We start from the raw sequence: 12,569 nt of genomic DNA on the forward strand, positions 1-12,569 counted from the left end.
GTCAGGCCGTCTCGTGCCGCATGGCTTCGGCCGCCAGGGCTACATGCTCGGGGATCATGCCGCTGGACTTGCGCTCGCTGTAGCGGTCGACGAGGTAGTCGGCCCGGTCACGGGTCAGCAGGGTGAATTTGACCAGTTCCTCCATCACATCGACGACCCGCTCGTAGTAGCTGGACGGCTTCATGCGGTCGTTCTCGTCGAACTCCTTGTAGGCCATGGCCACCGACGACTGGTTGGGGATGGTGATCATCCGCATCCAGCGGCCCAGCAGGCGCAGGGTGTTGACCGCGTTGAACGACTGGGAGCCGCCGCTGACCTGCATGACGGCCAGGGTCTTGCCCTGGGTGGGGCGCACGCTGCCGATCTCCAGCGGGATCCAGTCGATCTGGGCCTTCATGACACCGGTGATCGCGCCGTGGCGCTCGGGGCTGCACCAGACCTGGCCCTCCGACCATTCCGACAGCGCCCGCAGTTCCTGGACCTTCGGATGATCAGGGCCGGTCGCGTCGGGCAAGGGGAGGTCGCGAGGATCGAAGATCCGGGTCTCGCAACCCAGGGCTTGGAGGATCCGGGCGGCTTCCTCCACCAGCAGGCGGCTGAACGAACGCTCCCGCAACGAGCCGTAGAGCAGGAGAATCCGCGGCGGATGGCTGGACGGCGCGACGACCGCGAGCCGATCGTGATCGACCTGGGCGAGGAACTTCGGGTCGAGGGCGGGGAACTCGGTCACGGGCGTCTCCAACGGCGTCATTGATCTGTCAGTTATTTCGATCATATTGGAAATATGGAATCGAAGTCCGCTGTCAACATGCTCTCCGCCCTCGGCCACGAGGGACGCCTGGCGATCTTTCGCCTGCTGGTGAAGGCCGGGCCGGTCGGGATCGCGGCGGGCGACATCGCCCGGACGCTGGACGTCCTGCCCAACAGCCTGTCGGCCAACCTCAACATCCTGGCCAACGCCGCGCTGATCACCTCCCGCCGCGAGGGTCGGTCGATCATCTATTCGGCCGACTACGGCGCGATGAGCGGCCTGCTGGGCTTCCTGATGGAGGACTGCTGCAACGGCGCGCCCCAGATCTGCGCCCCCTTAAGCGCGATCGTCGCCAAGGCCGAGGTCTGCTGCTGAGATGGCGCATTTCGACCTGCCCCGCCGCCTTGTGGCGGAAGCTCTGGGCTCGGCCCTGCTGCTGGCGGTGGTGGTCGGATCGGGGATCATGGGCGAGCGGCTTTCGGGCGGCAATGTCGCCATCGCCCTGCTCGGCAACACCCTGGCCACCGGCGCGGCGCTGGTGGTGCTGATCGGGGTGTTCGGGCCGATCTCCGGCGCGCATTTCAATCCGGCCGTGACGATGGTGGCGACCCTGCGGGGCGAACTGTCCTGGCGCGAGGCGGCGCTCTATCCGCCGGTCCAGATCCTGGGCGCGATCCTGGGCGTCTGGTGCGCGCACGCGATGTTCGGCGAGCCGATCCTTCAGGTCTCGACCAGGCTGCGGGCCGGCGGCGACCAGGTGTTTTCCGAGGCGGTGGCGACCTTCGGCCTGGTGGCGACGATCCTGGGGACCGTGCGCTTCCGGCCGGAGGCGACGCCGATGGCGGTGGGGCTCTACATCACCGCCGCCTACTGGTTCACGGCCTCGACGTCGTTCGCCAATCCGGCGGTGACGATCGCGCGCAGCCTGTCGGACAGCTTCGCCGGCATCGCGCCCGCCTGCGCCCCGGCCTTCATCGCGGCCCAGATCGTCGGCGCCCTGCTGGCGGCGGCGGTGTTCGGGTGGCTTCTCAAGACGGACAAGACTCCATGAGCGACAGCGACTTTCCCATCGTCATCTTCCACAACCCGGCCTGCGGCACCTCGCGCAATACCGTGGCCATGGTCGAGGCGGCCGGCTACGCGCCGCGGGTGATCCCGTATCTGGAGGCGGGCTGGACGCGCGAGCAGTTGCGGGAATTGGCGAGCGCGGCCGGCTTGGCTCTCAGGGACCTGATCCGTGAAAAGGGAACGCCGGCTCAGGCCCTGGGTCTGTTGGCCGATGGGGTGTCGGACGATGTCATCCTCGACGCCATGGTCGCTGAGCCGATCCTGGTGAACCGGCCCATCGTGATGACGCCCAAGGGCGTGAAGCTGTGCCGGCCCTCCGAGGTCGTGCTCGACTTGCTGGAGCGCCGTCCCGTCAGCTTCACCAAGGAAGACGGCGAGGTCGTCATCCTCTAGAGGGCCGCCGCGTCCCCGGGGCGAACAGCAGGTCCGACCAGCGCCAGGCCGCGTCGCCCAGGGCCAGGCGCGGCGCGCGGGGGCCGTCGGCGAGGCTGACGACGACGAGGCCGCGCATCGGGTCGGCGCGACAGGCGGCCGGAGCGAAACCGACCTCCATGATGATCGCTTCGCGCACGCCGGCCAGGCCGCGGCCGACCTGGTTGGGGCTTTGCAGCCACTTGCCGTTCCAGACCAGCACCGCCTTGCCCGAGGCGGCGGCTTCGCCGTGGGTCGAGGCCAGGGCCGCGCGGACGCGGGGATTGCGCCGCAAGGCGGCCTGAAGCCGCCGGACCATGTCGCAGCTGGCCCCGTCGCCGACGCCATCGCCCGAGCCCGTGCCGACCGTGGTGGCGCCGGCCAGATCGGCCTCGCCCAGCTCGGCGGCCATCATCGTGGTGTCGGCGGGCGTGGCGGCCAGGGGCTCGACATCGGGCGGGCGCACGGCCGGACGGGCCGTGCGGGTCGGCGGCTTGGGATCAGGCTTGGGCGGTGCGGGCGAGGGCGGCCGGGCGGGGGTGGGCTCGAGCTTCGGCTCCAGGGCCGGCGGCTTGGGTTCCGGCTCGGGCGGCGGAGGAGGGGGCGGCTGGATCAGGTCGACCGCGATCGGCTCGACCTCGGGCGGACGCGGCTCCGGCTGGGCCAGCAGCACCGCCGCCAGCACCGCCGCATGGGCGCCGACGCTGACCAGGCCGGCCGCCAGCTTCGTCGCGCGAGAAGCGCGCCTGCGGGGCGGCGGGTCGATCAACGGTCTCGTCATCACGCGTCCGGAACGAGCGCCGGGACGCCGGCGCAGCGTGCAGGTGAGCACGCCGCCGCGTCAGGATCGTGGCGAGCTGCGCCCCGATGCGGTCACCGGGGCTAACGGGGCGCGTCAGCCGGCGGCGACGATCTCGATGCTCAGCGGGCCGCCGCCGGCGGCGATCTCGATCAGGCGATCGACATTGGGGTGGGCGCCGTGATTTTCGCGGGCGTCGGCCGTGTGCTCGGCGAAGACGGCCAGGCCGTGTTCGGCGGCCTTGGCGTCGAGGGCGCCGAAGGCCTGCTTCAGGTGCTGGTAGACGGCGACAGAGCCCTTCTTGCCCGGCTGGTTCTCGATGCTGGCGACCACGTTTCCTTCGGCGTCGATCAGGTCGATGCGTTGCACGCCGTCGATGGCCGGCAGCTGCTGAAGGTTGTCCTTGAAGGTCGCGCCCGGTTGAAACATCGCCAGCTTTCTTGATCGTCGAGGGGGAGGCGGGGGCCTGTAGCACCCCGCGCGCCGGTTCGCCCAAAGAAAAAGGCCCTCCCGCGAGGGGAGGGCCTTCTGTCTTCCGGAAGGGTGGTCGCCTTAGGCGGCCATGGCCTTCTTCAGGTTCTCGTCGATCTTGTCGAGGAAGCCTTCGGTGGTCAGCCAGCCTTGCTTGTCGCCGACGAGCAGGGCCAGGTCCTTGGTCATGAAGCCGCTTTCGACGGTGTCGATGCAGACCTTTTCCAGGGTGGCGGCGAAGGCGGCCAGCTCGGCGTTGTCGTCGAGCTTGGCGCGGTGGGCCAGGCCACGGGTCCAGGCGAAGATCGAGGCGATCGAGTTGGTCGAGGTCGACTCGCCCTTCTGGTGCTGGCGGTAGTGGCGGGTGACGGTGCCGTGGGCGGCTTCGGCTTCCACCGTCTTGCCGTCCGGGGTCATCAGCACCGAGGTCATCAGGCCCAGCGAGCCGAAGCCCTGGGCGACGATGTCCGACTGCACGTCGCCGTCGTAGTTCTTGCAGGCCCAGACGTAGCCGCCCGACCACTTCAGCGCCGAGGCGACCATGTCGTCGATCAGGCGGTGCTCGTAGTGGATGCCCTTGGCCTTGAACTGGTCGGCGTATTCGGCGTCGAAGATCTCCTGGAAGATGTCCTTGAAGCGGCCGTCATAGGCCTTGAGGATCGTGTTCTTCGTGGAGAGGTAGACCGGGTAGCCGCGGTTCAGGCCGTAGGCGAACGAGGCGCGGGCGAAGTCGCGGATCGAGTCGTCGAGGTTGTACATCGCCATGGCGACGCCGGCGTCCGGAGCCTTGAAGACTTCGTGCTCGATGGTCTCGCCGTCTTCACCGACGAACTTGATCGACAGGGTGCCCTTGCCCGGGAACTTGAAGTCGGTGGCGCGGTACTGGTCGCCGAAGGCGTGACGGCCGACGATGATCGGCTGGGTCCAGCCCGGCACCAGGCGCGGCACGTTCTGGCAGATGATCGGCTCGCGGAAGATGACGCCGCCCAGGATGTTGCGGATCGTGCCGTTCGGCGACTTCCACATCTTCTTGAGGCTGAATTCCTCGACGCGTTGCTCGTCGGGGGTGATGGTGGCGCACTTCACGGCCACGCCGTGCTTCTTCGTCGCGTTGGCCGCGTCGATGGTCACCTGGTCGTCGGTGGCGTCGCGGTTCTCGACCGACAGGTCGAAATAGTCGAGTTCCAGGTCCAGATACGGGAAGATCAGCTTATCCTTGATGAGCTTCCAGATGATCCGGGTCATTTCGTCGCCGTCCATGTCGACGACGGGATTGGCGACTTTAATCTTGGCCATTGCGGGGTCTTCCTCTCGCGGTGGCGCGCTCTGACGCTCGGCGCACAGGGCCGGAACGTGGCGCGGACGGCGAGCCCTATAGACTGTTGCGGCCCCTGGGGAAAGGCTGCGTGAGTTCGTCTCTCGACCAAGCGCGGCATTCCACCACAGGCGACATCCGGCGCGCTCCGCCCTAATGGGTTGAGATTATGCTGGAAGGCCCCGACGGGCCGTCTTGGGGGAGAGGCGTGAGCAGCCTGTGGCGCCATACGGATGTGCGATCGCCCCTGGCGCGCCGACTCCTGGCCTTCGCCGCCGTGCTGTCGATCGCGGTCACGGGCCTGGTCACGGCGGTCACTTTCTTCTTCGTCCAGCAGAGCGCGGCCGAGACTCAGATGCGTCACCTGGCCGAATATGTCGGCGAGCGGGTGAAGACCGAGGACCGATTGTTCTCCGACCTGGTCAAGGTGCACGACGCCTCAAGCCTGGCCCTGCTGCGCCGGCTGCGGGATGTCGAACCGGGCATCGACGAGCAGTTCGACCTGCTGTTCCCCGACCATGGCGACGGCACGCGCCGCACCGCCGCGCGGCTCTATGACGGCGGCCGCACGGGCAACCACTATGTCTACGGCATCGGCGGCTTCGTGCCCCGCGCCGCCGAGCTCACCCGCGAGGACAAGGCCCTGATGGTCGCGGCCATGGAGGTCGTCGCCAACGCCGGCGAGACCGAGATCGGCCACTACGACAACTTCTACTTCTTCACGCCCGACACCCGGCTCGTGATGTTTGGTCCCAAGCGCAAGGACCGTCTGCTCTATTACCGCCAGGACGCCCCGCCGAACCTCGACATCTCCAAGGAGGAGATGACCCAGCTGACCTTGCCGGCGGTCAATCCGCAGCGGGTGATGAAGTGCACCAAGCTGCGCAAGCTGATCTCCAACCCCAGCGGGCGCGGGCTGAACGCCGCCTGCCTGACGCCGTTCGACATGGGCGGTCGGCATGTCGGCGCCTGGGGCACCAGCCTGTCGCTGGACTCCTTCCTGCTGCGGGCGGTGGGCGACGCCCTGCCGGGCGGCCAGAACCTGATCGTCTCGTCGGACGGCGAGCTGATCTCGGCCCCCGGCCTGGCCAAGGACGGGGTGGTCGACGCCGCCCGGCTGGCGCGGGTGCAGTCCAGCGAGCACGTGGCCGACCTGATGGCCCAGATCCGCCGCAACGGCGGCGACGTCGGGGCCCTGCGCGACAAGACCGGCGACCGGGTGGTGGCCTATGGGCGGATGAAGGAGCCCGACTGGTACTTCCTGATGACCTTCCGCTCGGACCAGATCGTCTGGAACGCGGTCAAGACCGCGTCCTGGGTGCTGCTGTTCGGCGTGATCGGCATGGTCGTCCAGCTCGTGCTGATGCACCGCCTGATGGCCCGCGAGGTGGTCTCGCCCCTGCGCGCCCTGGCCCGGGCCCATCGCGAGGACGACGCCGCCGCCGCCGGCCGCATCGAGGACCGCGGCGACGAGATCGGCGGTCTGGCCCGCGAGCTGCGCAAGCAGCGCGAGGTGCATGACGAGCTGCTGCGCTCGCTGGAGGACCGGGTGGCCGACCGCACCCGGGAGCTGGAAAAGGCCAACCAGGCCAAGTCGGTGTTCCTGGCCAATATGAGCCACGAACTGCGCACGCCGCTGAACGGCGTCATCGCCGTCGGCGACCGCCTGGCCGAGGAGAATGATCCGGCCCGCCGCCGCGAGCTTGCCGCCCTGGTGGCCTCGTCGGGGCGTCTGCTGGAGCAGGTGCTGGGCGACATCCTGGACGTCTCCAAGATCGAGGCCGGCCAGTTCCAGATGACTTTCGCGCCCTTCGAGCTGGAGACCCTGGTCGCCGGCATGGCCGAACTGCACCGGGCTTCTGCTGAAGCGAAGGGCTTGGCCTTCTCGTGGTCGGTGTCGCCCGAGGCGGCGGGACGCTACGACGGCGACGCCGGAAGGATCAGCCAGATCCTCTCGAACCTGCTGGGCAATGCGGTGAAGTTCACCAGCGTCGGCGGGGTGGACCTGTCGGTCGAGCGGATCGGCGACGTGGTGCGGTTCAGCGTCAGCGACACCGGGGTCGGCTTCGACGACGCCGTGCGCGAGCGCCTGTTCAAGCGCTTCGTCCAGGCCGACCAGTCGATCACCCGCCAGTTCGGCGGCACGGGCCTGGGCCTGTCGATCTGCGCGGCCCTGGCCGAGATGATGGGCGGGGCGATCGACGCCCGGGCGGTGACCGGCCGGGGCGCGACCTTCATCGTCGACCTGCCGCTGCAGCCCTCGACCGCCAGCCTGGGCCACGACGACGAGGACGACGACGGGCCAGTGTCGCTGGAGGGCCTGCGGGTGCTGGTGGCCGAGGACCATCCGGGCAACCGCAAGGTCGTCGAGATCGTGCTCGAGCCGTTCGGCGTCGACCTGACCATGGTCGAGGACGGCGAGGCGGCGCTGCGGGCGCTGGAGGATCAGCCGTTCGACGCGGTGCTGATGGACATGCAGATGCCGGTGATGGACGGCCTGAGCGCCACCCGCGCCATCCGCGCCCGCGAGGCGGCCTCGGGCGCGCGGCGGACGCTGGTCATCATGCTGACCGCCAACGCCATGGACGAGCACGTCGCCGCCGCCCACGCCGCCGGCGCCGACCTGCACGTGGCCAAGCCGCTCAATCCCGGCCTGCTGGTCCAGGCCCTGGCCGGCGCGCGCACGCGGGTGACGACGAGAGCCAGCGCGGCGGGGTGAAGCTGGCGGCCAATGCTCCCCCTACGCCTTCGCCGCCATCTTCAGCACCGTCCTTGCGACCTCGACCACGAGGGCCGTCCGGTTCTCGTCCTCCAGCGGCGAGGCCTTGAGGAAGATGGCCAGGGCGAAGCGGCGGCCGTCCTTCAGGCGGACCAGGGCGAGGGTGCTGTCGGCGGCGCAGAGGCCCAGATCGTAGGGCGTCCACGAGGTCAGGGTCGCCAGCCGCGCGCCGTCGGGCAGGGCGGGGCGCAGGCGATCGCCGGCGGCGGCTTCCATAAGCCGCAGCAGTCGGCGGCGGCCGTCCTGGCTGGTCAGTTCAAACTGGTTGAGGGCCTCGAGGAAGCGCACGGCGCCGAGCGGCGTGGCGGTGTCGCGCGGATCGGTCAGGTAGAGCCGCTGGGCCGCCTGCCGCCGGCCCGGAGGCGTGGCCAGCACCGCCTTGCGCCAGGCCTGGCCCTTCCAGTCGGCGCGGAACGAGGCCGTGCCCGTCCGCTCCGGCAGAAATTGGCGGGCGTAGCGATCGAGGCGAATCTCGTCGACCTTGCGCAGCTCCAGCCATGCCGTGAGCGCGCCCGGACCGCCGATCCGCTTCATCAGCACGTCGGCGGCGGTGTTGTCGCCCAGGGCCACCGCGCGCTTGAGCAGTTCCTCGATCGTGTAGCGGTCGCGGCCGGGCCAGGCGTCGGCAACGCCGCTGGGCGGCGGCGACAGGTCGACGTCGGCGACGGCCAGGACGTCGTCCAGCGACAAGGCCTTGGCTTCGGCCTCGGCCAGCACCGCCGCCCCCAGGATCGCCTTCCAGGCGCCCTCCATCGGAAAGGACTGGTCGCCGGCCACGGCGGCGCGCTGGGCGGTGGTCAGGTCCTGGACGGCGACGCCCAGCACGCCGGGGCGGGCGCGTTCGGCCAGGGCCTGGAGCTGCCGGTTCAGGACCTTGGCGTCCAGGGTCGGGTCGTCCTGTCCGGCCAGGGGCGGCTCGCGGCAGGCCGACAGCATCCCAGGCAGGGCCGGGGCGGCTAAGGCGGCGAGCAGGGCGCGGCGATGCATAGGGCGGGAAGCTCCCAGGGTAACAAGCGTGACCGGGGCTAAACGCGCCAGAACGCGGTTCGGACTTGCGTGGAGGCGCACGGCGGCGGCAAAGGGACGGGATGACCGCCGACACGCCTTCGCAAGACATCGTCCGCACGCCGCCGTGCGTGATCCTCAACGCCCCGCAACTGGCCGAGAACATCGGCTCGGTGGCCCGGGTGATGGCCAATTTCGGCCTCTACGAGCTGCGGCTGGTCAATCCGCGCGATGGCTGGCCGCAAGAGCGGGCCTGGGCCAGCGCCTCAGGCGCCAACTGGCCGCTGGACGACGCCAAGGTGTTCGACACCCTCGCCGAGGCCATCGCCGACCTGCATCTGGTCTACGCCACCACGGCCCGACCGCGCGAGACGCGCCTGCCGGTCTACACTCCGCGCGAGTCCGCAGGCCATCTGGCCGAGGAAGTCGATCAGGGCCGCAAGGTCGGCCTGCTGTTCGGCGGCGAGCGCGCCGGGCTGGAGACCGACGACATCGCCCTGTGCCAGGCCATCGTCTCGATTCCGATCGACGAGCGCTTCCGCTCGCTGAACCTGGCCCAGGCGGTGTCGATCAACGCCTACGAATGGAAGATGACGGTCGACGACCGCCCCTGGAAGAAGTTCGAGCTGAACGTCGAGGGGCCGGCCGACCAGGCGGCGATGATGGGCCTCTACGAGCACCTGGAGGGTGAGCTCGACAAGGCCGGCTTCTACCATCCGCCCGAGAAGAAACCGTCGATGGTGCGCAACCTGCGCGTCCCGCTGGCTCGCGCCCGCCTGACCGACCAGGAGGTTCGCACCTTCCGCGGCGTGATCACCGCCCTGTCGAAGGGACGTGGCCGGGTGCTGGCCAAGCTGGCCCAGAAGGCCGCCAAGGAAGACTAGGAACTCCCACCTTTCGGGAGTTGAGAAACCGGTTTCCCACCTTACAGGGCTTTAATTTTCGCAACCGCGAAAACGCCGCTATCCAGCCTAAATCCATGGCCAAGGTTTGGTTGTGGTTGGCATCCGGCGGTTGAGCGCGGGGCCTGTGCGGGGAGTGGGTCATGGCGCTGGGTGGAATGCTGCTGCACGGCTTCGCGGCCGCCCTGGCCGTGGCCGGCTTGCAACCGGGCGAGACCAAGCTGGCCGAGCCGGCCGGCGCCGAGACGACATCGCCCGACGCCAAGTCTTCAGACGCCAAGTCTTCCGCGACCTCGGTCGCCACGCCCGCCGCGGCGACGGCGCCTGCCGAGACCGTGCCCGCCGAAACCACTTCTAACGACACCGACGCCGTCTCCGGCGTCACCGTCGACGCCGCGCCGCGCGGCAAGACCGAGGGAACGATCGAGCCCGAGCAGGTGCTCGACGAGGCCGACATCCAGGCCTATGGCGCGGGCAGCCTGGCCGAACTGGTCACCGCCCTGGCGCCCCTGACGGTGTCGGCGCGGGGCCGGGGCGGCGACGAGCCGCCGATCATCCTGATCAACGGCCAGCGGATTTCCGGTCCGCAGGAGATGAGCGGCATACCGCCCGAGGCGGTGCTGAAGGCCGAGATCTATCCCGAGGAAAAGGCCCTGGCCTACGGCTATCGCGCCGACCAGAAGGTGCTGAACTTCGTCCTCAAGAAGGATTTCAGCCAGCGGACCCTCGAGGATGAGCGGCGCTGGGCCACCGAGGGCGGCCGCACCTTCTCCGAGCAGCGCGGCGGCCAGTTCAAGGTCGACGCCGACGCGCGCTGGACCATCAACGCCCGCTATCGCCGCGAGACCCCGCTGTACGAGCAGGAGCGTGACGTCGAGCGCAGCGTCAGCACGCCCTACGACCTCCAGGGCAACATCTTCGGCAAGCGCACGGACGGACAGATCGACCCGGCCCTGTCGGCCCTGGCCGGCACGAGCGTGACCATGGCCTCGGTCCCAGTGGGCCTGGCGGGCGGAACGGCGTCGCTGGCCGACTTCGTCGCGGGCGCCAACATCACGGCCGCCGACGACCTGACCGCATCGCGCACCCTGTTGCCGCGTGGCGAGGAGGGCGCGATCCAGGGCGCCTACAGCCGCAACTTCGGCAAGACCACGGTCTCGGTCAGCGGCAATCTGGAGAGCACCAGCCGCGTCAGCTATCTGGGCCTGCCGGGCGTGAAGCTGGAGCTGACGTCCGACAATCCGTTCTCGCCCTTCGCCGAGGACGTGACCCTCTACCGCTACATCGACGCTCCCGACGCCCTGCGCCGCAAGGTCGACACCGACAAGGTCGAGCTGGCCGCGACCGCCCTGGGCATGCTGGCCGGCTGGCGCTGGACCGCCTCGGGCAATTTCGACATGACCGACAGCGCCACCCGCACCGGCCGCGGGCTGGACACGACCGCCTACGCCGCGGCGGTCAAGGCCGGCGACCCGGCCGTCGATCCGTTCGGCGCGGTTCCGGCGAGCCTGCTGCGCTACGCCGCCCAGGACACGGCCGACTCTGTCACCACCAACGCCAAGGCCGAGTTCACGGCCGCCGGCTCGCTGCTGCAGCTGCCGGCCGGTCGCCTGCGGGCCACCGTCAAGAGCGGGTTCGACAGCCGCAAGGTCGAGGCAGACAGTGTCCGCTCCGGCGTGCCGGCCCAGCGCGACCTGACCCGCGACCGCGCCACCGCCTCGGCCAGCTTCGACCTGCCGCTGCTCGAGCGCGGCGAGGGGCGTCTGGGCTTCCTGGGCTCGGTGTCGCTGAACGGCAACGGGCTGTACGAGCGGTTCTCCGACATCGGCGGCCTGGTCACCGTCGGCGGCGGGGTGTCGTGGCAGCCGATCAAGGGCGTCAGCCTGGGCCTGAACTACAGCACCGAGGAGGGCGAGCCGACGCCCCAGCAGGTCAATGACCCGCAGGTCCTGACCCCCAACGTCTCGATGTACGACTTCGCCACCGGCGACACCGTGGCGGTCACCCGCATCGAGGGCGGCAATCCGAACCTGAAGCCCGACAGCCGCCAGGTCGTGAAGCTGAACTTCTTCTACAAGCCGTTCGAGAAACGCGACCTCTTCGTCTGGGGCAACTACACGGCCAGCCGCATCGACGACCAGATCGCCTCGTTCCCGTCGATCTCGCCGGAGCTGGAATCGGCCTTCCCGTCGCGCTTCGTGCGCGAGGTGGTGCCGGAGACGGATCCCGACTATCCGAACAAGATCGGCCGGCTGCTATCGGTCGACAGCCGGCCAGTGAACTTCGCCCATGCCGACAACCAGATCCTTCGCTGGGGGCTGAACTACAACCTGCGCTGGGGCGGCCCGCCCGCGCCGGCCGCCGGACCCAAGCCGGGGGCCGCGCCGACTACCGCAGCCCCGGCCGCCGGTCCGCGTGGTCCCACGAGTCCCGCCGGCGGCGCTGCGAGCGGTCCACGCCCCGGCGGCGGCATCCAGGTCAGCGGCGGCGGCATGACGATGCGCACCGGCGGCGGCGCCGTCCCGCCGGGCCAGACCCGCTTGCAGGTCTCGGTCAATCACACCTGGCGGGTGAAGGACGAGGTGGTGATCCGTAAGGGCCTGGCTCCGCTCGACCTGCTGGACGGCGCCTCGCTGGGCCGCCGGGGCGGCACGCCGCGGCACGAAATCTACGCCCAGGCCCAGCTGTCGCGCAGCGGCATGGGGGCCACCCTGCGCGGCAGCTGGCGGTCTTCGACCTGGGTGGACGGCGGCACGCGCGGCGACGACCTCTATTTCTCCGACCTGCCGACGTTGGGCCTGCAAGGCTACCTGGATTTGGACGTCAACAAGGACTGGACCAAGCGCTACGGCTGGCTGCGCGGCTCGCGCCTGACCCTCGGCGTCGACAACCTGTTCGACACCAAGCAGGTGGTGCGCAACGACAAGGGCGAGACGCCAAAGGCCTATCGCAAGGACTACATGGATCCCGCCGGGCGAACGGTGCGGGCCGGTTTACGGAAGGTGTTCTAGGGGATTCCCGCGCGACCCCTCCCCCTTGATGGGGGAGAGGCAGGGGGGGTGACTAGG

At 69.6% G+C, this 12,569-nt stretch carries 11 protein-coding genes; 6 read left to right on the forward strand and 5 right to left on the reverse strand.

Translation table 11 applies throughout. From position 1 onward, the window contains the following. Position 1 precedes the first annotated feature (1 nt). Positions 2–730, reverse strand: a complete 729-nt coding sequence (arsH, locus tag I4Q42_RS18765; protein WP_198577616.1) for an arsenical resistance protein ArsH — start codon at positions 728–730, stop codon at positions 2–4. A 54-nt stretch (positions 731–784) separates the two neighbouring features. Here arsH and I4Q42_RS18770 point away from each other — a divergent pair, with 54 nt between their 5' ends. The 3 genes from I4Q42_RS18770 to arsC are packed head-to-tail and all read left to right on the forward strand — an operon-like array spanning position 785 to position 2,212. Beyond that, positions 785–1,126 carry an ArsR/SmtB family transcription factor gene (locus tag I4Q42_RS18770; RefSeq protein WP_198577617.1) on the forward strand — a complete coding sequence of 114 codons (342 nt, stop codon included), beginning with the start codon at positions 785–787 and terminating at the stop codon, positions 1,124–1,126. 1 nt (position 1,127) lies between these two features. Then, positions 1,128–1,802, forward strand: coding sequence for an MIP/aquaporin family protein (locus I4Q42_RS18775; RefSeq protein WP_198577618.1), 675 nt, complete (start codon positions 1,128–1,130; stop codon positions 1,800–1,802). Then, positions 1,799–2,212 (forward strand): arsenate reductase (glutaredoxin), encoded by a 414-nt coding sequence (arsC, locus tag I4Q42_RS18780; protein ID WP_198577619.1) that lies wholly within the window; start codon positions 1,799–1,801, stop codon positions 2,210–2,212. Before I4Q42_RS18775 ends, arsC begins: the two co-directional genes overlap by 4 nt. On the opposite strand, the gene I4Q42_RS18785 is transcribed toward arsC, so the two are convergent. The 3 genes from I4Q42_RS18785 to I4Q42_RS18795 form a co-directional block, all read right to left on the reverse strand. Beyond that, a complete protein-coding gene (locus I4Q42_RS18785; RefSeq protein ID WP_198577620.1) occupies positions 2,202–3,011 on the reverse strand; it encodes a hypothetical protein in 810 nt (269 codons plus the stop codon). The two genes, arsC and I4Q42_RS18785, sit on opposite strands and share 11 nt — an antisense overlap. A 114-nt stretch (positions 3,012–3,125) precedes the next feature. Then, positions 3,126–3,458 (reverse strand): DUF2322 family protein, encoded by a 333-nt coding sequence (locus tag I4Q42_RS18790; RefSeq protein ID WP_198577621.1) that lies wholly within the window; start codon positions 3,456–3,458, stop codon positions 3,126–3,128. A gap of 123 nt (positions 3,459–3,581) precedes the next feature. After that, on the reverse strand, positions 3,582–4,796 hold the full coding sequence (locus tag I4Q42_RS18795) for an NADP-dependent isocitrate dehydrogenase (RefSeq protein ID WP_198577622.1): 1,215 nt from the start codon (positions 4,794–4,796) through the stop codon (positions 3,582–3,584). Between the two features lie 227 nt (positions 4,797–5,023). On the opposite strand from I4Q42_RS18795, the gene I4Q42_RS18800 reads away from it, so the two are divergent. Further along, entirely contained in the window at positions 5,024–7,534 is a 2,511-nt protein-coding gene (locus tag I4Q42_RS18800; protein WP_332873114.1) for an ATP-binding protein, read from the forward strand. A gap of 21 nt (positions 7,535–7,555) precedes the next feature. Here I4Q42_RS18800 and I4Q42_RS18805 read toward each other — a convergent pair whose 3' ends face one another. Beyond that, a complete protein-coding gene (locus I4Q42_RS18805; RefSeq protein WP_198577624.1) occupies positions 7,556–8,581 on the reverse strand; it encodes a serine hydrolase in 1,026 nt (341 codons plus the stop codon). A gap of 101 nt (positions 8,582–8,682) precedes the next feature. On the opposite strand from I4Q42_RS18805, the gene I4Q42_RS18810 reads away from it, so the two are divergent. Beyond that, positions 8,683–9,483 carry an RNA methyltransferase gene (locus I4Q42_RS18810; protein ID WP_198577625.1) on the forward strand — a complete coding sequence of 267 codons (801 nt, stop codon included), beginning with the start codon at positions 8,683–8,685 and terminating at the stop codon, positions 9,481–9,483. Between the two features lie 161 nt (positions 9,484–9,644). After that, positions 9,645–12,512 (forward strand): TonB-dependent receptor, encoded by a 2,868-nt coding sequence (locus tag I4Q42_RS18815; RefSeq protein ID WP_198577626.1) that lies wholly within the window; start codon positions 9,645–9,647, stop codon positions 12,510–12,512. Positions 12,513–12,569 lie beyond the last annotated feature (57 nt).

Origin of the sequence: Caulobacter hibisci, from assembly GCF_016135805.1 — a bacterium.
Taxonomy (GTDB): Bacteria; Pseudomonadota; Alphaproteobacteria; order Caulobacterales; family Caulobacteraceae; genus Caulobacter; species Caulobacter hibisci.

Coding starts and splice junctions, on each gene's coding strand:
- I4Q42_RS18770 (WP_198577617.1), top strand. CDS start 785: ATGGAATCGAAGTCCGCTGTCAACATGCTCTCCGCCCTCGGCCACGAG.
- I4Q42_RS18775 (WP_198577618.1), top strand. CDS start 1,128: ATGGCGCATTTCGACCTGCCCCGCCGCCTTGTGGCGGAAGCTCTGGGC.
- arsC (WP_198577619.1), top strand. CDS start 1,799: ATGAGCGACAGCGACTTTCCCATCGTCATCTTCCACAACCCGGCCTGC.
- I4Q42_RS18785 (WP_198577620.1), bottom strand. CDS start 3,011: ATGACGAGACCGTTGATCGACCCGCCGCCCCGCAGGCGCGCTTCTCGC.
- I4Q42_RS18790 (WP_198577621.1), bottom strand. CDS start 3,458: ATGTTTCAACCGGGCGCGACCTTCAAGGACAACCTTCAGCAGCTGCCG.
- I4Q42_RS18795 (WP_198577622.1), bottom strand. CDS start 4,796: ATGGCCAAGATTAAAGTCGCCAATCCCGTCGTCGACATGGACGGCGAC.
- I4Q42_RS18805 (WP_198577624.1), bottom strand. CDS start 8,581: ATGCATCGCCGCGCCCTGCTCGCCGCCTTAGCCGCCCCGGCCCTGCCT.
- I4Q42_RS18810 (WP_198577625.1), top strand. CDS start 8,683: ATGACCGCCGACACGCCTTCGCAAGACATCGTCCGCACGCCGCCGTGC.
- I4Q42_RS18815 (WP_198577626.1), top strand. CDS start 9,645: ATGGCGCTGGGTGGAATGCTGCTGCACGGCTTCGCGGCCGCCCTGGCC.